Here is an 18249-nt window from a genome sequence, read left to right on the forward strand (position 1 = left end):
CCCACTCCCGTCTGGTCGCCTGATCCTCGCGTTCGGCGGCTTCGTAGGGGGACGGGTGGCATTTCGGATTCATCTCACGCGTGACGATCTTCTTCGGGTGTCCCTCGGAGAGGGGGCCGATCCTGTTTTCGAGACAGTTATCAGCCTGCGGGCTGTGCAACGACGCAGACCGGGCGCCGCGTTCGGGCCCTGGCAGCGCTGGGCACGCCAGCAAATCCCCCGCTCCGTCCAACTCCTGCGATCACTGGTACCGCCCCATGAGCCCTGCCCGGACTTCCTGACCCCACTCAACGCCACCGATCTCGACGCTGGCCTGGATGCGCTGCTGTACACACCGAAATCGACCCTGCACAGCGAGCTGGAAGAATTCACCCACGTCACCGGAAAGCCACTGGCATGGGCCAGCTCGCTCGCCGACGGCTCCCCACGGGCTCTGGAGACCGTCAGCCACGCGATACACGACTGGCACCGGACAGCGATCGCCCCCATGCAACAGCACCTGCATGCCCGCACCGAAGCAACCCGGTTGTCCGCGGCGCGCACGCTGCTGGCCGAGGGACTGGACGCGATGCTCTCCCGCCTGCACCCCACCATCCGCTGGACACCCCCGTACTCGAACTCGCCCGTCCCGACCTCGACGCGGACCTCCACTTGGAAGGGCGTGGACTACGCCTGATCCCGTCCCTGTTCTGCGGCCGCACACCGATCATCACCCCGGCCCCCGAGCCCCCCGTCCTGGCGTTCCCCGTCTCCCAAGACACCATCTGGAACCCAGCAACCGATGCCCCCCCCTGGAACCCGGCCGCAGCACCCTGGCGGCTCTCCTTGGCCACAGCCGCGCAAGCGTGCTGCACGCCATCACCACCGGGCACGGCATCACCACCACCGACCTCGCCCAGCGCACCGGCATCTCCCCGGCCACCGTCTCCCACCACACCACCGTGCTGCGCGACGCCGGACTCATCACCACCCACCGCAATGGGACCAACGCTCACCACCTCCCGACCCCGCTCGGGGCCCAGCTCGTGAACAGCAGGCGGGTGTGACGCTTCCAGCGGATGTTCATGCTGTATACGTTGCGCCTGGACACCGCTCCTTCGCCTGATCAGCGCCCTTTGAGCACCATCAAAGCGCCTGGTCGGAGGCACGCGGACCACCACACCATGGGTGTCCCAACGGATCACCAACCAAGGGACGTCACATGAAGTTGTTCCGCGTAGCAGCGACCGTGGCCGTGGTGTCGGCCACCATCATGCTGCCCGCCCCCGTCTCCGCTCAGCCGGATACCGAGCGAACTGCAGCCGTGGCGAACGGCGCCAGTTACGCCAGAACGGACAAGGACATCACCGATGCGGTGGTATCGGTGATGTACATGGAGGCGTCGGGACTCGCCGCCTGCCGGGCTGGATGGGCGTGCTTGTGGCAGTACAGGAACTTCAACCCCAACGGCGGAACCATGGTCGCTTGGCCGGCTGGTTCCTACTCGTCCGACTTCCGAAACATTCCGTGTCCGGGGTGCAGTGAGGGTGACTTCCACGACGACGCCAGCTCCTGGGCCAACAAGACGGACCGGAACTACTGCGTCTCATGGGGCACCAACGGCGGCAACCCGGACAACACCATGCCCGTCGGCACCTCCGGGAACTTCACCCCCGAATGGGACAACCAGGCCTCGTCGATTGGCTTCATCGGTTGCCCGTAGCCCCCAACGACGCGACGCCTCAGGTCAGATGCCGCATCTCTACCGATCACGGAACGTACAGGTCGAACAAGGTGCCTGGTCGGGTGGTCTTCGGGCTGCACGTGCATGAAGGCATTAAGGCCTGGCCTGTCACCACGGGGGAGTGACAGGCCAGGCCTGCGTCCGCGGTGCCACGGCCCCGACGGCACGTGCAGTCGCTTGATGAAGTCCTCATGGTGCGGACCACGACACCTCATGGCCGAGGGATCAGGCGGCCTGTGCCAGGTAGTACGGGCTGACGCCGCGTCGTTCGGTAGCCCGGGCCCCGCAGCGGGTCAGGCGCCTGGTCATCAAGGCGACGGCCGCCCTGTGATCAACGATTCGCTCATCTCGGGAAGGCGTTCGTGGTCGCGGCAGTGCCGTCGGGCCCTCATGATCCACGGCCAGGAGCGTTCGACCACCCAGCGGCGGGGAAGGACGACGAAGCCCTGCGCGTCCGGCGGGCGGCGCGCGTTGCTGCGGTGATCCACCCCCGCCACCCAGGCCGCCCCACACACCGGACACACCCGTCGGCCCTCGTCCCGCTCCAGCGCGGCCGTACGAAGCTTCACCCGCCGCAACCGACGCCACTGCCTAGACCGGCACACCCCGAGCGGAACACCGCCCGCGGCCCGGCATCCAGCCTTAGCCAGTCACCACAGCCCGGACAACGCCGTCCGCGTACAGGCCCGTTGATCTCGGCCACCAAACCAGACTAGACCCGCCCAAAGATCCATATGTGAGGTTGAGAAACGGGCACTCATGCAGGCCGACATATCGTTCTGGGACTCGCTGATGTCCGCCGGGATCGACGACCTGGACGTCGAGGCGGTGACCGCCGCCTTCGGCACGGTCGACGTGGTGGCGAGAGGACGTGCGGCGGGAGCCGCGTGCCCGGACTGCGGACGCTTCTCGGGCCGGGTGCACGACTCCTACCAGCGCACGGTGAAGGATCTCCCGCTCGGCGGGCAGAGCGTCGTGATCCGGCTGACGGTCCGTCGGTTTATCTGCGGTGGGAACGACTGCGCGCGTCGTACGTTCGCCGAGCCGTTCGCCCGGCTGGCCGTCCCGTACGCACGTTTCACCAAGCGGCTCAACCACGCCCTGGAGCGCGTCGGACTCGCGCTCGCCGGACGGGCCGGCGCCCGGCTGGCCGCCCAACTGGGCTTACGCGCAGGGCGGATGACCTTGCTCCGCAGGGTCATGGCACTGTCGGACCCGCAGCTCAGTACACCGCGCGTGCTGGGCGTGGACGACTTCGCCACCCGCCGGGGCCAGAACTACTCCACCGTCTTGACCTGCGGAGAAACCCACCGTGTGGTCGATGTCCTCCCGATACGCAACGCGGGACCACTGGCCGCGTGGCTGACCACTCACCCCGGCGTTGAGATCATCTGCCGGGACCGGGCGGGCGCCTACGCCGAAGGCGCCCGGCTCGGCGCCCCCGCCGCCCTCCAGGTCGCAGACCGGTTCCACCTGTGGCAGGGCCTGGGCCGGGCTGTGGAGACCTGCGTCACCGCCCACCGCGAGTGCCTGCGCGCTCCGGCACCACCCGGGCCGCCGTACGGCACACCGCCGAACGACCCCAGCCCGGAGCCCGCCGGTCGGCGGGCCCAGCGCAAGAAGGCCGCGCACGCCCAGGTCCACGAAATGCTCGCGCAGGGCCACTCGCGCCGGGCGATCGCCCGCCACCTGGGCTGGGGCCTCAACACCGTGCTGCGCCACGCACACGCCGCGCGCTGGCAGGACACCTTCCGTGAGAACCGGCCCCGGCCCAGCCGCCTCGACCCCTACCTGGAGCGGCGATTCGCCGCAGGATGCACCAGCGTCACCCGCCTCCACCGCGAACTCCTCACCGAGGACGCCCCCGTCACCTACCAGATGGTCCGCGCCTACATCGCCTCCCTGCGCACGGCCCCGCCGCGCGCACCGTCCCCGCCGCCAACGGTGCGCAAGGTGACCGGATGGCTCACCCGCCACCCCGCCACCCTGAACGAGGAAGAACGCGCCGCGCTGAAGAACGTCCTGGCCGGCTGCCCCGAACTGGACACCGCCGCCGGACACGTCCGCGACTTCGGCGAAATCATGAGCGACCGCCTCGGCTCCACGCTCCCTGCCTGGATCAACGCCGTCGACACCAGCCAACTGCCCGGCCTTACAGGCTTCGCACTCCACCTGCTCCGCGACCTCGACGCCGTGACCGCCGGGCTCACCCTGCACTGGAGTTCCGGCGGCACCGAAGGCGCCGTAAACCGCATCAAAAAGATCAAAAGGCAGCTCTATGGACGTGCCGGATTCGAACTACTCCGCAAGTTGATTCTGCTCCAGTGACCCTCTGCGACCACTCCCCAAGATCTGTGACAGAGCCGAGTTTTGAAGGCGCTTGGGGCCTTACGGTGGCACGATGGTTGTGCTCTTCCCGCAAGGGGTGCCGATGCGTATTCCGAAGGAAAAGATCGAATCGTACGCGGCGATTCGTGCCCGCCGACGTTCGGAACGGCGCATCGAAGCATCAGCCTTCCCGCGTCAGACGTGCAGCCGACTACCGATGATCAGGGAGAGTTCATCAAGCCGTGCGTGCCGACGACGTGCCCGTTCCCGCCCGGGTCGCGTCCGCGCCCCAGCTGGCCAGCAGTCGTAGTGCCTCCGCGGACGGGGAGTTCGGTTCGGCGTGGTAGGTCACCAGCATCTGCTCGTGGGCGTCGGCCTGGTGGAACGACTCGAGGCGGAGGTCGAGTTCGCCGACGAGCGGGTGGTGCAGGCGCTGGATGCCGTGGCACTTCTCCTTGACGTCGTGGGTGGCCCACAGGCGCCTGAACTCCTCGCTCTTGACGGAGAGTTCGCCCACCAGCGCGGACAGTCGGGGGTCGCCGGGATGGGAGCCGGCGTCCATGCGCAGCTGAGAGACGACGTCGCTGGCTTTGTGCTCCCAGTCCACGAACAGGTCTCGGTACTCGGGCCGCAGGAACACCAGCCGCGCCCAGTTCTGCTCCCGCGTCGGCAGCTCGGCCCAGTCGCCGAAGACCGCCGCGGCCATCCGGTTCCAGACGAGGATGTCCGAGCGCCGCCCTACGAGGATCGCCGGAACACCGTCCATGGTGTCCAGCAGCGTCCGCAGGGGGCCCCGCACCGGCTGGGCGCGGCCGGCCGGCTTCTTCTTGTGCTGCTTCGGCTTCGCCAGGTGCGTGAGGTGGGCGTGCTCGGCGTCGCTCAGCCTGAGGGCGCGGGCGATGGCGTCGAGGACCTCCGACGACACGTGCCGCCCGTTGCCCTGCTCCAGGCGTGTGTAGTACGCCACGGACACCCCGGCCAGCTGCGCCAGCTCCTCGCGGCGTAGCCCTGGTACCCGCCGGTACCGCCCGTAGTCCGGCAGTCCCACGTCCTCCGGCTTCAGCCGGGCGCGTCGGGTGCGCAGGAACTCATTGAGCTCGGCACGCGGGTCCAGAGCGCCGACGGCGGGCTCGTGCACCGGTTCGGGGTATTTGTCCATGCCTCGAGTATCCACGGTCGCACGCACACCATCCTGACCCAACCAGTGGTAGGCACCGCGCACGTACGCAAAGCCGTGACCTGGGTGGATGCCGGATCGTCCAGCACGCTGGCCACTGTGCCCGGCTAGAAGACGGCCAGGGCGTGGCCTGGATCAAGAACGGAGTACATCCCATGAGCGCAACACAGGGGATCGAGTCGAGGACGCACCAAAGCGAGACGGCTGCGGAGGTGGTGGGCCGCCTTCGTGCGACGTTCAACACCGGTGTCACCCGCCCATTGGACTGGCGCGTCGACCAGCTGCAGCGGCTGCGGGCCCTGCTGGTGGAGAACGAGCAGGAGCTGCTCGATGCGCTCTGGGCGGATCTGAGGAAGAACGCCGCCGAGGCGAAAATGCAGGAGATCGACTTCACCGTCGCCGACATCGACGAGGCACTGGCGAACCTCGAGAACTGGCTTCAGCCCCGCCCGGTGGAGGTTCCTGCCCACTTCGGTCCCACGACAACGGCCTACACCACGTACGACCCGCTCGGGGTCGTCCTGGTGATCGCTCCGTGGAATTTCCCGCTGCACCTGCTCATCGACCCCATCATCGGCGCGCTGGCCGCCGGGAACACCGTGGTGGCCAAGCCGAGCGAGATGTCGGTGCACACCTCGGCGGTCGCTTCACGCCTGCTGCGCCAGTACTTCGACGCCGATGTGCTCACCGTGGTCGAGGGAGGCGCCGAGGAGACCACGGCCCTCCTGGCACAGCGTTTCGACCAGATCTTCTACACCGGCAATGGCGCGGTCGGCCGGATCGTCATGGCCGCAGCAGCCAAGAACCTCACCCCGGTCACGCTCGAACTCGGGGGCAAGTCGCCGGTCTTCGTGGCCCCCGACGCCGACGTGGACGAGACCGCGAAGCGGCTGGTCGGCGCCAAGTTCGGCAACGCGGGGCAGCAGTGCATAGCCCCCGACTACGTACTGGCCGATCCGGCCACCGCCGCCGCGCTGGTTCCCGCCCTGCGTGCGGCGGTCGACGCCCAGTTCGGTGCCACTCCGCAGACCTCAGCCGACTTCGGCCGGATCATCAACGAGCGGCATTTCGACCGACTCACCCGTCTGCTGGATTCCGGCCGTGCGGCGGTGGGAGGCCGACACGACCGTGACGACCTGTTCATCGCACCGACCGTGCTCACCGATGTCGACCCCGCATCGCCCATCATGCAGGAAGAGATCTTCGGTCCGATCCTCCCCGTCGTCGAAGTCGAAGACCTCGATGCCGCCATCGCCTTCATCAACGAACGCGAAAAGCCCCTCGCCCTCTACGCCTTCACCACCTCCGAGGCCACCAAGTCGCGCCTCGTGAAGGAGACGTCCTCCGGCGGCGTTGCCTGGGGCCAGCCGGTGATACAGCTGCTCATGCCGGGACTGCCTTTCGGCGGCGTCGGCGAAAGTGGCATGGGCCGGTACCACGGCCGGTATTCCCTGGAGACGTTCAGCCACCTCAAGGCTGTCGCGGACGTGCCGCTCAGCTAGCCTCGCGCTTTCGTGGAGCAGGCTGTCCGCTGGGCGATCGGCCGGCGGAAGTGCCTCAGGCCGGTGAGAACGAGGAGCGCTGAGATCGCTGTTCCCGCCACCGCCATGAGCGCGTTCCAGGTGAAGCCATGTATCGGTCCTTCGCGGGGCGCGTCGAGGGAGTCGGTCGCGGCGCGGCCTGCAGACACCGATCCGTGCCGACTCCGGCGGCGGCACCCGTGACTTCGTCACCTGGCTGATTGCTGATCGTGTGCAAGCAGCGAACGCCCGTACTGCGGCGGGCAGTTGCGCTTGACCGGCGTCGACGCCGACGGCATGCGGCTCTCACCGCGTTCGCCGCCAACACCACCCACACCCCGATCGCGGTCATGGAACCGCGTCACCGTCAGCGGGCCCGTGCCTCCGCCGGGACAGCGCGGACCCCTGCGTCGCAGACCTTCATCCCGTTCCCCTCCGTATTGCAGAAAGAAAGAAACCCATGACTGTCAACATCTCAGATGTTTCACCCGTCCCGTCGCTTTTCTCCCCCATCTCCCTCGGGAAGATCGAGCTCGCCAACCGCATCGTCATGGCACCGATAACCCGGGTCCGGGCCGGCTCCTCCGGCATCCCCGGGGACCTGATGGTCGAGTACTACCGGCAGCGGGCGAGCACCGGAATGATCATCACCGAGGGCACCTACCCCGACCACGCGTCGCAAGGCTACGTCGGCGAGCCGGGCATCGCCACCGACGAGCAGGCGGCCGGCTGGCAGCGGGTGTTCGAGGCGGTGCACGCCGAGGGCGGCCGCATCGTCCTGCAGATCATGCACGCCGGCCGCGGCACCCACCCCGACATCAACGGCGGCCGCCGCATCCTCGCCCCCAGCGCGATCGCCATCGACAACAAGACGTTCACCGAGAAGGGCGAGCAGCCCTACCCCGTACCGGAAGCGATGACCACCGCAGAGATCCGGGCAGCCCTGGAGGACTTCGTCACCGCGGCCCGCCGGGCCATCGAGGCGGGAGCGGACGGCGTGGAAATCCACGGCGCCAACGGCTACCTGCTCCAGGAGTTCCTCTCCCCGGCGGCCAACCAGCGCACCGACGAGTACGGCGGCTCGCCGCACAACCGCGCCCGCTTCGTCGTCGAGGTCGTCACGGCGGTCGCCCAGGCCGTCGGTGCCGAGCGGGTCGGGCTGCGGATCTCGCCGGAGGTCGACCTCGGGGACGTCTTCGAGACCGACCGGGACGACGTCCTGGCCACCTACGGCACCCTGATGGACCAACTGCGCCCGCTGAGCCTGGCCTACCTCTCCGTACTGCACGCCGAGCCGGGCGGCGACCTTGTACAGGAGCTGCGGCGCCGCTTCGACGGCAAGCTGATCGTCAACAGCGGTCCCTTCGGGGGGCAGACCACCCGCGAGCAGGCGCTCCAGCAGATCGAGGCCGACCATGCCGACGCCGTGGTCGTGGGCCGGGCCCTCATCGCCAACCCCGACCTGGTCGAGCGCTGGCAGGGTGGACACCCGGAGAACGAGCCGCGGCCGGAACTGTTCTACGGGCCGGGCGCCGAGGGCTACACCGACTACCCCTTCCTCGAAGCGGCTTGAGGCCCACGGTCACGCCTGTCCATACGGCAGCCCCACTCACACATGGACAGGCGCCCGACCGGCGACACTGTGCCCGCCCCTTTGAGCCCGCGGTCACACCGGCGATCACCGGCTCGAGGGACCGTCGGGTCCGTCAGGGCGTTGACGGTCCGCAAGTTCCTGGTCAGCAGCCTGCGTTCGGTGACCTCGGCGAGCACATCGCTCTCGTGCGTGGCCACCGCGGCGGCCTTCGGCCACAGCTGACGCCTATGACTGTTTTCCAGCGGCGGCCCACCCTGGCCTTGCCGATCACCAGTTCCCCGCCACCCCGCAGGGAACGTGCCGCCGCCTGTCTCTTTCACCTGACCCATTCTTCGAAGGAAGCTGCTATGACCACCGCGTTCGACCCGATCGACCTGGGCGGCAAGACGCTCGCCAACCGCATCGCGATGGCGCCGATGACCCGCAGCCGCGCCGATGCTCCTGCCGCCACGGCGACGGAGCTGATGGCCACCTATTACGCCCAGCGCGCGAGCGCCGGCCTGATCATCACCGAGGGCATACAGCCGTCGGTGGGCGGCCAGGGCTACACCAACACCCCGGGCCTGCACTCCGCCCAGCAGGTCGACGCCTGGCGGAAGGTGACCGACGCCGTCCACGCCGAGGGCGGCACGATCTTCGCGCAGTTGATGCACACCGGCCGGATCAGCCACCCCAGCCTGCTGCCCGACGGACTCCTCCCTGTCGCCCCCTCCCCGGTCGCGGCGGCGGGTCAGGTGTTCACCTACCAGGGCCCTCAGGACTACGTCACGCCGAAGGAACTGGACCCCGACGGCATCGCCCAGGCGATCGCCGACTACGCCGACGCCGCGCGCAACGCGATCGCCGCCGGTTTCGACGGCGTGGAGATCCACGGGGCGAACGGCTACCTGATCCACCAGTTCCTCGCCCCCAACACCAATCTGCGCACCGACAGGTGGGGAGGTGGCGCCGCGGACCGGGTCCGCTTCGGTATCGAGGTCGCCACGGCCGTCGCAGAGGCGATCGGCGGCCACCGGACCGGCTTCCGTATCTCTCCCGGCAACCCCTACAACGACATCGCCGAGACCGACCCGGCGGACGTGCTGGAGACCTACACCACCCTGATCGCCGGTCTCGCCCGGCTGGACCTCGCCTACCTGCACCTGGTCGAGAGCCCGGACCGCGACCTGACCGCCCGGCTGCGCAAGGACTGGCCGACGGCATTCATCCTCAACCCCTTCACCCACCCCGAGACCACCGGACCCGGCGCACTCGCCCACATCGCGGACGGCACCGCGGACATCGTCGCCTTCGGCGCGCTGTTCCTGGCCAACCCGGATCTGCCTGCCCGCCTCGCAGCCGGCGGCCCCTACAACACCCCCGACGCGGTCACCTTCTACGGCGGCGACCACCGCGGCTACACCGACTACCCGACGTTGCTCGCCGACAGCGCGTGAACTGACAAGGGTCATCGCCGGCGAGTGCGGAGGCAAGACGCGGCGTGTCAGGCCACCGAAGTCCCTCTCGGCCAGCCCACCCATCCCGGCTGCAGAGCAGGATCAGGCGCGGGGGTGGACAGCATCGGCTCCGGCCGCGTCCACGTCACGCATCATGCCTTCCACCCAGGTCATCGGCCCCGGGGGACCGATGACCGGACCGGTCTTGGTCGGGCCTGTGGACGGGCGCGACGGGAAACCCCGACCATGCCGTCCCCGGCTACTCGACTCCACCCAACTCGGGGCAGTCCGGAACCTCCACCGATATCGGGGCGGTTCACTGTCTGCAGATCTCAGCTGGCAAGTTTGTTGCCCTTGCGGACCTGTCCGTCGAAGGCCCCGGCGGGAGGGACGCGGTGCGCCGCACTGAGGAGCCAGGCGCTCCGGCCTGCTGCGTACCGCACCTTCGGCTTGGGGCATGCCGGGCTCGACGGTGTTCGCCTTCGAACGAGGAGTTGGTACCGCCAGGCTGGACGAGCCCGGACCCCGTGTTCGCGGATCTCGTAGTCCAGGAACTCGGTTGAAGAAGCGCTGGGCCTGCGCGGGAGAGTGTTCCTTGTAGGCGCCCAAGGAGCCGATGCCCGCGTTATTGACCAGGACGTTGATCCGCTCGAACCGCTCGATCGCTTGCTCGACCGAGGCAACGACCCAATCGTCGCTGCCCACGTCAGATGGTCCGGCCCTATCGTGAACGGCGGGCAGTCCTGGAGGATCTCTTCGCCCGCGAAGGGCTCGGTGCCCCGTTCACGCTGTGCCCGAACACGACCGACCGCGCGCGGCGCCTTCGTCGACTTCTATCTGTCGGCCGAGCACCGCGACCGGCCCGGCACCGGTTGCCCCACCGCCGGATTCGCTGGGGACATGGCTCGCGAGCCCACAGCCGGGGAGTTACGCGAAACGTATGCGGCCGGAGTCCGGGAATTCGCCGCGTGGATGTCCACCGACGCCGACGACGGCCTTCCCGTGATGGCCACCCTGGTCGGCGCGATCCTGCTCGCCCGGGCAACGGCGGGCACAGAGCTGTCGGAGAAGATCCTGGAGTCGACCCACAAAGCCCTGACCGCACCACACCGACCTTGACCCGGAATCCTGGAGGCAGGGGCCGAGCGTCGGGGACCCGACGCCACGTAGGTAGGCAATCGCGGAATCCCGGCAGTACACGGTGGCGGTAGTCTTCCGGCCGCCCACCCCACCCCCCGGCCAGGTCGGAACGGGCAGCAACAGTCGGATGGCCTGCCATTTGGGGATTCGGGCCCTGCCGCAGCCGAGGACCTTCGGATGGTCGCCTGGGCCTGCGTCCGGGCCGTGCTTCAGCGAGGCAGCAGGACGTCGACCTGCCTGCGGATGTCCTGCGCGATCTCCTCGACGCTCAAGGCGATGTTCACGCTCGCCGCCATGCTGAGGAACATCACGGCGGACACGGTGTGTGCCAGCGTCGCGGCGTCGCCCTCTGCGACCCGTTCGTCTCGGCGCAGCACGGCGGCGACGGCCTCCTCGGTCTGCGCGACGATGGCGAGTGCCGCGCTGTGCCGGGGCTCTTCGGGGTCGCCGAAGACCATCTCTCGCAGGTAGGTGCGTCCGTTGTCGATCTGGATGCGGTTGCACTCGACGATCGGCCGGACGATCGCCATCACCGCGTCCAGCACGCCTGGGACGGTCTCGGCGTCCGCCCGGCCCTGCTCAAGTGCTTCGACGTACTTGGCGTTCTGCACAAGCAGGAGGAGTTCGCCCTTGGTCTTGGCATAGAGGAACAGGGTCCCGGTGCCGATGTCGGCCTTGTCAGCGATCTGCTGGGTCGTGACCTCTTCGACGCCGTGTTCGGCGAACAACTCTGTGGCGGCAGCGACGATGCGGTCGAATTTCTCCTGCTTGTTCCGCTCGCGCCGTCCGACCGACCGGGGGGCGACAGACATGGCGGCGTCCTCCAGGAGTAGATTATGACTGTAATCAGTTACGATTACAGTCATAACTGTATGGGATCGAATGTGGCTCCGCTCATTATCCCACGGCCGGGCCAGGATTCATTGCTCCGTCCGTGCACAGCCACGCACTTCACTTCCCCCTGGAAAAGAAGGAACACCCATTCCCTCCCTCGATGGAGCAGTCGTCCTCGTCACCGGCGCCAATGGCGGTATAGGCACCCACTTCGTCCACGACGCCCTGGCTCGCGGCGCCGCCAAGGTCTACGCCACCGCCCGTTCCCCCCGCGCCTGGGACGATGACCGCATCGTCCCCCTGACCCTTGACGTCACCGACCGTGCGTCGATCGACGCGGCCGTCGCCGCCGCGGCGGATGTCACCGTGCTAGTCAACAACGCGGGCGCCATCCCGCCGAGCGCGAGCCTACTGGACGTCACCGAGGCGGACATCCGGGCGAACATGGAGACGAACTTCTTCGGACCGGTCCTCCTTGCCCGCGCCTTCGCACCGATCCTCGCCGCCAAGCAGGGGTCAATCCTCATCGACGTGCACTCCGTTGCCAGCTGGTATGCCTTCGGCGGCGCCTACAGCGCGTCCAAGGCCGCACTGTGGTCGGCCACCAACTCGTTGCGCATCGAGTTCGCACCCATGGGCGTCCACGTGACGGGTGTGCACATGGGCTACGTCGACACCGATATGGCCGCGCACGCCGACGGACCCAAGATGCTGCCGACGCAGCTGGTGACGACGGTCTACGACGCTGTCGAGGCCGGAGAACACGAGGTCCTGGCCGACGAGTTGACCAAAGGGGTCAAGGCGGCTCTGAGCGGTCCGGTCGAAGCGCTCTACCCGGACCTGCGCGGCACGGACGCCTGAGCTTGTTCTTCGGTCCCGACGTGATCTCTTCACGCCGGAAACCCGTGATCCATCGCGTTCGAACAGCTGGCAGACCGGTGTCGGGAAGGGGTGCACCGTCGGGGCCGTCGAGCCGTGGATGACCTCGGCGGTCGATCCGGCAGCAGCCCGATCAGCAGATCCTGCGGTCCCGCGTCCCATCTGCGCGGCGCTCACTCCTCGTGGTGCGGGAGGATCTCGCCGTTCTTGACGTAGGTGAGGGCGGCGGTGACGTCGTAGGCGTGGATCGCGGAGACCTGCGGTGCCAGCCGGTTGGGCAGGTTCTCGATCACCTTGCCGGTGAAGAAGGCGTCCCGTGCCGCGGTGTCGGTGAACCCCAGGCTGACCGAGGCGTGGAAGTGCTGGTCGTGGGGGTTGTCGTGAGCAACGTCCGGGGTGTCCCAGAGCTTTTCGAACCAGGGCAGGAATGTCTGCGTGCGCAGCTCCTTCAGTACTCCGGTGCCGGCGAGCGCGGGAGCGAGCTGCTCGTTGACGAACTTCCGGAAGGAGCCGGCGCCGACCCCGTCTCTGCGGCGCAGATAGATCAGCGCGCGGGCACCGACCGTCTCTCCGGGGCCTGCGACGTCGTACCACCGAGAGGAGTTCGGCGGGCCGGCGTAGAGGAGGGTGCGGCGGAACACGTTGATCTCGTCGGCATAGGCCAGCTTCGTCTGCTTGCGCCCTTTCAGGGGTGCGAGCGCCGATTGGAAGGTGACTTCCGCGACGCCGTCGATCTTCCGGTCGGCGGGGATCGTGGTCTGGACCCCGTCGGTGGCCGGCCACAGGCCCGTGTTGTGCTCGGCGAGGTGGATCTGCCGGTACTCCTCCAGGCCCGGGGTGGCGGAGATGATCCCCGAGTGCGGGCCCTTCCAGTGGTCCATGCCGGTCTGGCGGGGCTGGTCGGTGCGCACCCACAGCAGGATCGAGGAGGTGAGAGGCTTCTTCACTTCAAGGGGTGCGACGGCCGGTGACGTACTCATGATGTCGCCCTGCTCTTCCCTGGTCAGGTGGTGGTCATCGGGCGAGGAACTCGACCGTTATGGGGGCGAACTCCTGGTGGTACTGGAAGATGCCGCCGTGCCCGGAGTCGGGGTAGATGATCAGCTCACTGCCCTTGATGCGCTGGTGCAGGTCCTCCGACAGGACCGACGGCACCATGCGGTCGTTGTCGCCGTTGGCGATCAGGGTGGGCTGCGTGATCGACGACAGGTCGTCGGGGGTGGAGCGGCCCCACTTCTTGATCGCCTTCAGCTGTGTCTGGAACGCCTTGGTCTTGATGTCCACGTCGCGGTCGACGGTGCGCTCCTTGAGCCGGTTGACGAACGCGCGTGCGGCGGGCTTGCCGGTGGCGTTGCGGTTGAAGAACAGGAACTCCTTGGGGTCCGAGCGGGTCAGGGTCGCGCGCAGGATGTCCCAGTAGGTGATTCTGGCGACCTTGTCCATGTCCTTGCCGCCCTTGGGCCCGGTGCCGGTGAGGACGAGCTTGCGGACGAGCTCGGGGTGCTTGACCACCAGGGCCTGGGCGACCATGCCGCCGAGGGAGAAGGAGAAGACGTCGATCTTGTCGTACCCGAGCGCCTTGATGAAGGTGTAGGCGTCGTCGGCCATCGCCTCGACACTGTCCGGCACCTGGCCGGTGGACGCCCCGACACCGCGGTTGTCGAAGGCGATGACGTGATGGCCCTTCGCGATGGGATCGATGATGCGGGGGTCCCAGTTGTCCAGGGTCGCGGCGAGGTGGACGAAGAAGACGACGGGGATGCCGCCCTTCGGTCCCAGCTCGCGGTAGGCGTAGGTGACGCCGCCGGCGTTGACGGTGCGGGCCGGGGCCTTCGCGTAGGAGGTGATGACGGCTTCGTTCGGGGTGCCGGTGCTGCTCATGACGGATGCTCCTCGTGTGTTCTGTGTCGCTGTGTGTTTCGTGTCGCCCGTCGCGGTTGCGGCGGGTCAGCTGTTGCCGATGACGGCCTTGCCGCGGATGCCGCCCTGGGACAGGGACTGCAGCGCGTGCGGGGTCTGGTCGAAGCGGACCACCTTTCCCACGACCGGACGCACCGCGCCTTGGCCGATGAGGGTGGTGATCTGGCGGAGCTGGTCGCCGCTGGCGCGCATGAACAGGAACTCGTACGTCACGCCGAGCTTCTTGGCCTGCCTGCGGATCTTGCCGCTCAGGCCTGCGACCGCCAGGCGCAGCAGCGGGTTCAGGCCGGCCTCGCGCGCGAACGCGGGGTCCGGGGGACCGGAGATCCCGATGGCCTTGCCGCCGGGCTTGAGCACCCGCAGGGACTTCTCGAGAGTCTCCCCACCGAGGCTGTCCAGCACCAGGTCGTAGCCGGTCAGGAGCTGCTCGAAGTCCTGGCTGCGGTAGTCGATCACCGTGTCCGCGCCGAGCGCGCGCACGAAGTCTGCGTTGGAGCCGCTGGCGGTCGTGGCGACGTGCGCACCGAGGTGCGCGGCGAGCTGGATCGCGATCGAACCGACCCCGCCGGCGCCGGCATGGATGAGAACCTTCTGCCCGGGCCGCACCTTCCCGCGCTCCACCAGCGCCTGCCACGCCGTGAGCGCCGCCAGCGGCAGCGAGCCGGCCTCTTCCATGCTGATGGAAGCGGGCTTGAGCGCCAGGTCGCCTTCCGCTATGGCGATGCGCTCGGCGAACGTGCCGATGCGGTTCTGGTGGGGCCGGGCGTAGACCTCGTCTCCGGGCTTGAAGCCGCGAACCGCCGCCCCGATGCCGATGACGGTGCCCGCGACGTCGTTGCCCAGGATCAGCGGCAGCTTGTAGGGCAGGATCTGCTTGAACTCACCGGCGCGGATCTTCTCGTCCAGCGGGTTCAGTCCGGCGGCCTCCACCCGGACGAGCACGTCGTGCTCCCCGACGGTGGGTTCGGGGACGTCCGCCTCCTGCAGCGGCTCCTTGTACTTGGTGACGACGAACGCTCGCATGGGGTGCCACTCCTAGTCCTTGTCGCATTTATCCAGATTTGAGACCAAGTCGGCAAATTCTGCGCGCCGCCCGGAGCCTCGCCTCACTCAATTAATCCGAGTACACTCAACTATGAGCGTACTCAGAATAATTGTCAAGGGAGGTCCCATGGGACGCGGTCGCATGCCGATCGGGCGCCGCGAGCGGGCCAAACAGGCCAAGCGCGAGCGCATCATGACCGCGGCCCGTGAGCTGTTCGCCGAACACGGCGTCCGCGGGGTCACGACGCAGCAGATCGCCCACCGGGCCGACGTCGCGATCGGCACCCTCTACCGGTACGCGTCCACGAAGGCCGAGTTGCTGATCATGGTGCAGAACGAGAAGTTCGCCGCCGCCATCGACGTCGGCCTCGCCGCCGCGAACGCCACCGTCGGACAGGGCGCACTGGAGCCGGTCGCCGCTCTCATCCGTCCCGTGGTGGAGTGCCTGAGGGAGCACTTCGAGAACGGCCGCACGTACCTGCACGAACTCGTCTTCGGCGACCCGGCCGAGCCCTACCGGCAAGCGGGCCTAGCCCTTGCCGGCCGCCTCGAGGACGGCGTCACCGGCCTGCTCACCCGCAACGACTACATCGGTGCCGCCGACGCGGCAACGCTGGCGCGGGTGATCACCGCGATCATCCACATCAGCACCACCGCCACCGTGTACCTGCACCGCAGCGACGAAGCCGTCCTCGCCGACATCCGCCACCAGATCCACGCCACCCTGGCGCCCCACCACCGCGCCGCATGACCACTCGCTCCACGAGCCAACCGTCGAACAACCCGGAAAGTGCGGACAACGGACAGCCGTAAACCCTGTCCATAACTTCGGCTCTCCCGCCCACCCCGGCAGCAGAGCCGGGTCGGGCGCAGCGGCGGCGAGCACCGGTTCCGGCGGCGTCCACGTCACAGCCCCATGCCTTCCGCCCAGCCCCTCCGGCCGCAAACCGAGTGGTGCGCGCGTACCCGGCCACAAGTCCGACCACGGCCTGGGCGCCGCCGACCACCTCCCGCGACCACGGCAGGTCAGTGCGCTACGGCATCTCGCCGGCCTCGCCTGTTCAGTGCTGTGGGTTGATCTCCTGGCGCACGTCCAAGTAGCAGGGCAGCCGGACGCCGGACTGTCCGGGATCCCGGGTCGTACGGTCCGCCGTTGAGGTCGGCCACCGAGCGGCGAGCAGTTCCTGGACGGCGAAGGCGGTCTGGTCGTCGTACGCCGCGATCTCCACCACGGCCAGCCCCGGCTGTTCCATATGCACGTTGCTGATCGGCCCCATGCACGGCACTACGCTCCGGCACCCGAAAGGGTTCTGCGATCCGGCCGCCTTCACCCGACCGAGTAGGGTCCCGCCATGGCGGCCATTGGTCAGGATCATGATCAGCACTTTGCGGCCAGTCCGAGGAGTAAGCCATGCACAACAACTACCCGAGCTTCCCGGGGTTCGAGAACGTCAGCCTGGAAGACAGCTACGTACTGGACATCGCGGTCCACCCAGGGGTCCTGACCCTCAAACTCGATCTGCTGCTCTTGCCGAGACACCTCGAATACCGGGCCCCGCTACCAGGGGAACGTGCCTGCTTCCGACAGGCCAGGGTCATCTTCTCATCCGTACGTGACCTGCACTGGGCGGGCCAGAGTGTCATCAAGCCTGCGATCGACGCGAGCGGCAGTGCCGACTTCGGATCAGTCGACTCCATGAGCAGTCTCAATGACGGTTACAAGATCCTGGGCGACTGGGGCGAGATCAACCTGCAGTCAGACGCGCCTTCCTTGTCCATCGATCAGGTCCCCACTACTTGATCCAGATGAAACGGCGTAGCTGGAGGCGTCGGCCATCTCTGCGCGGTGGCGGGCGCGCATCAGGTCGGCGCGGCGCGCCGCGCGTTGTCTCGTTGCCGGATCGTCAATCGGTCCGGCTGCGGAGGCTCCGCGCCAGGGTGGGGATCATCACCGTCGCAGGGACGAGGTGCAGCCCGAGGAGGGCGGTGGTGGTGGCGGTGTTCGCCCCGGAGAGGAGGGGCGGGACCAACGAGATCGCGGTCAGCGACACTGCCGTCCACACGAATCGCTCGGCGGGGCGAGCGCTCCAACGAAGAAGAGCGACGGCAATGACGACGCCCACGACCGAGAAGAAGCCGGTCACCACGGCGAACCCGGACAACGGGATCGTCTCGCCACCATCGGAGACCTCGAAGTCGACGCCACCGGCCTGGGCAAGCGCAGCGGCGAGGGTAGTGGCCACCATCGCTGCGAGCGTGGCAATGAAGCCGGTGCCGGCGAGCCCGCGGAGTCGGTGGGTGTGGCTGGTCCGGCCCGATGCCGGGCCTGCGCCGACCCCGGTGTCATTCATGCTGTTCATGGCGTTCCTCCATCATTCGGCAACTGGCGTACGGGTGTTGACCGGCATGTGACGGTCCTGGCCCTGGGGGTGACGATGCGCACCCTCGCCGTGCGACGGCCGGGGTTGCGCAGGGCGCGGACGCCGGTGCCGCGGAGCCAGAACCCGGCATCGCGTCCCAGGACCGGCCCCAGCTCGCCGTCGCGCAGTTCCAACTGCACCCGCCCGCGGGTGACGACGCCGAACGCGTCGTACCACTGCGCCGCGACTACCGCGACACGCGCGCCACCGCGCAGCGTGAGCGTCCACACCGGG

The 18249-nt window shown here is 68.2% G+C and carries 20 protein-coding genes; 11 read left to right on the top strand and 9 right to left on the bottom strand.

All coding sequences use genetic code 11. The annotated features are described in order from the left end of the window. Window positions 1–154 precede the first annotated feature (154 nt). From ACWCRB_RS06310 to ACWCRB_RS06325, 4 genes are all read left to right on the top strand, one after another. Window positions 155–676: a hypothetical protein gene (locus ACWCRB_RS06310; protein ID WP_450994927.1), complete on the top strand. Its 522-nt coding sequence runs from the start codon at window positions 155–157 to the stop codon at window positions 674–676. 169 nt (window positions 677–845) lie between these two features. After that, window positions 846–1046, top strand: coding sequence for an ArsR/SmtB family transcription factor (locus ACWCRB_RS06315; protein WP_450994928.1), 201 nt, complete (start codon window positions 846–848; stop codon window positions 1044–1046). Window positions 1047–1237: 191 nt separating this feature from the next. After that, complete coding sequence (locus ACWCRB_RS06320) at window positions 1238–1702, top strand: peptidase inhibitor family I36 protein (protein WP_450994929.1); 465 nt, start codon at window positions 1238–1240, stop codon at window positions 1700–1702. A 780-nt stretch (window positions 1703–2482) separates the two neighbouring features. Next, the gene (locus ACWCRB_RS06325; RefSeq protein ID WP_450994930.1) at window positions 2483–4051 is read left to right on the top strand and encodes an ISL3 family transposase; all 1569 of its coding nucleotides are present in this window, start codon (window positions 2483–2485) and stop codon (window positions 4049–4051) included. A gap of 235 nt (window positions 4052–4286) precedes the next feature. Here ACWCRB_RS06325 and ACWCRB_RS06330 read toward each other — a convergent pair whose 3' ends face one another. Continuing rightward, window positions 4287–5210, bottom strand: coding sequence for a helix-turn-helix domain-containing protein (locus ACWCRB_RS06330; RefSeq protein WP_450994931.1), 924 nt, complete (start codon window positions 5208–5210; stop codon window positions 4287–4289). A gap of 173 nt (window positions 5211–5383) precedes the next feature. On the opposite strand from ACWCRB_RS06330, the gene ACWCRB_RS06335 reads away from it, so the two are divergent. The 3 genes from ACWCRB_RS06335 (at window position 5384) to ACWCRB_RS06345 (ending at window position 9778) form a co-directional block, all read left to right on the top strand. After that, entirely contained in the window at window positions 5384–6730 is a 1347-nt protein-coding gene (locus tag ACWCRB_RS06335; RefSeq protein ID WP_450994932.1) for an aldehyde dehydrogenase family protein, read from the top strand. Between the two features lie 478 nt (window positions 6731–7208). Beyond that, window positions 7209–8321, top strand: a complete 1113-nt coding sequence (locus ACWCRB_RS06340) for an alkene reductase (RefSeq protein ID WP_450994933.1) — start codon at window positions 7209–7211, stop codon at window positions 8319–8321. A 368-nt stretch (window positions 8322–8689) separates the two neighbouring features. Beyond that, on the top strand, window positions 8690–9778 hold the full coding sequence (locus ACWCRB_RS06345) for an alkene reductase (RefSeq protein ID WP_450994934.1): 1089 nt from the start codon (window positions 8690–8692) through the stop codon (window positions 9776–9778). Window positions 9779–9880: 102 nt separating this feature from the next. On the opposite strand, the gene ACWCRB_RS06350 is transcribed toward ACWCRB_RS06345, so the two are convergent. Continuing rightward, window positions 9881–10483, bottom strand: a complete 603-nt coding sequence (locus ACWCRB_RS06350) for a hypothetical protein (RefSeq protein WP_450994935.1) — start codon at window positions 10481–10483, stop codon at window positions 9881–9883. Window positions 10484–10678: 195 nt separating this feature from the next. On the opposite strand from ACWCRB_RS06350, the gene ACWCRB_RS06355 reads away from it, so the two are divergent. Then, a complete protein-coding gene (locus tag ACWCRB_RS06355) occupies window positions 10679–10897 on the top strand; it encodes a hypothetical protein (protein ID WP_450994936.1) in 219 nt (72 codons plus the stop codon). Window positions 10898–11127: 230 nt separating this feature from the next. Here ACWCRB_RS06355 and ACWCRB_RS06360 read toward each other — a convergent pair whose 3' ends face one another. Beyond that, the gene (locus ACWCRB_RS06360) at window positions 11128–11730 is read right to left on the bottom strand and encodes a TetR/AcrR family transcriptional regulator (RefSeq protein WP_450994937.1); all 603 of its coding nucleotides are present in this window, start codon (window positions 11728–11730) and stop codon (window positions 11128–11130) included. 169 nt (window positions 11731–11899) lie between these two features. Here ACWCRB_RS06360 and ACWCRB_RS06365 point away from each other — a divergent pair, with 169 nt between their 5' ends. Continuing rightward, on the top strand, window positions 11900–12613 hold the full coding sequence (locus tag ACWCRB_RS06365) for an SDR family oxidoreductase (protein WP_450994960.1): 714 nt from the start codon (window positions 11900–11902) through the stop codon (window positions 12611–12613). A 191-nt stretch (window positions 12614–12804) separates the two neighbouring features. On the opposite strand, the gene ACWCRB_RS06370 is transcribed toward ACWCRB_RS06365, so the two are convergent. From ACWCRB_RS06370 to ACWCRB_RS06380, 3 genes are all read right to left on the bottom strand, one after another. Further along, entirely contained in the window at window positions 12805–13611 is an 807-nt protein-coding gene (locus ACWCRB_RS06370) for a strictosidine synthase (protein ID WP_450994938.1), read from the bottom strand. A 34-nt stretch (window positions 13612–13645) separates the two neighbouring features. Next, window positions 13646–14512: an alpha/beta fold hydrolase gene (locus ACWCRB_RS06375; RefSeq protein ID WP_450994939.1), complete on the bottom strand. Its 867-nt coding sequence runs from the start codon at window positions 14510–14512 to the stop codon at window positions 13646–13648. Window positions 14513–14578: 66 nt separating this feature from the next. After that, window positions 14579–15574, bottom strand: a complete 996-nt coding sequence (locus ACWCRB_RS06380; protein WP_450994940.1) for an NADP-dependent oxidoreductase — start codon at window positions 15572–15574, stop codon at window positions 14579–14581. A gap of 148 nt (window positions 15575–15722) precedes the next feature. Here ACWCRB_RS06380 and ACWCRB_RS06385 point away from each other — a divergent pair, with 148 nt between their 5' ends. Further along, window positions 15723–16346, top strand: a complete 624-nt coding sequence (locus tag ACWCRB_RS06385) for a TetR/AcrR family transcriptional regulator (protein WP_450994941.1) — start codon at window positions 15723–15725, stop codon at window positions 16344–16346. Between the two features lie 310 nt (window positions 16347–16656). Here ACWCRB_RS06385 and ACWCRB_RS06390 read toward each other — a convergent pair whose 3' ends face one another. Beyond that, window positions 16657–16872, bottom strand: a complete 216-nt coding sequence (locus ACWCRB_RS06390) for a DUF6207 family protein (RefSeq protein ID WP_450994942.1) — start codon at window positions 16870–16872, stop codon at window positions 16657–16659. Between the two features lie 134 nt (window positions 16873–17006). On the opposite strand from ACWCRB_RS06390, the gene ACWCRB_RS06395 reads away from it, so the two are divergent. Then, window positions 17007–17396 carry a hypothetical protein gene (locus ACWCRB_RS06395; RefSeq protein WP_450994943.1) on the top strand — a complete coding sequence of 130 codons (390 nt, stop codon included), beginning with the start codon at window positions 17007–17009 and terminating at the stop codon, window positions 17394–17396. A 103-nt stretch (window positions 17397–17499) separates the two neighbouring features. On the opposite strand, the gene ACWCRB_RS06400 is transcribed toward ACWCRB_RS06395, so the two are convergent. After that, window positions 17500–17955, bottom strand: a complete 456-nt coding sequence (locus ACWCRB_RS06400; RefSeq protein ID WP_450994944.1) for a DUF6069 family protein — start codon at window positions 17953–17955, stop codon at window positions 17500–17502. Further along, entirely contained in the window at window positions 17952–18245 is a 294-nt protein-coding gene (locus ACWCRB_RS06405; protein WP_450994945.1) for a hypothetical protein, read from the bottom strand. Before ACWCRB_RS06405 ends, ACWCRB_RS06400 begins: the two co-directional genes overlap by 4 nt. Window positions 18246–18249: the final 4 nt, after the last annotated feature.

Source organism: Streptomyces sp. NPDC002156, from assembly GCF_053593675.1.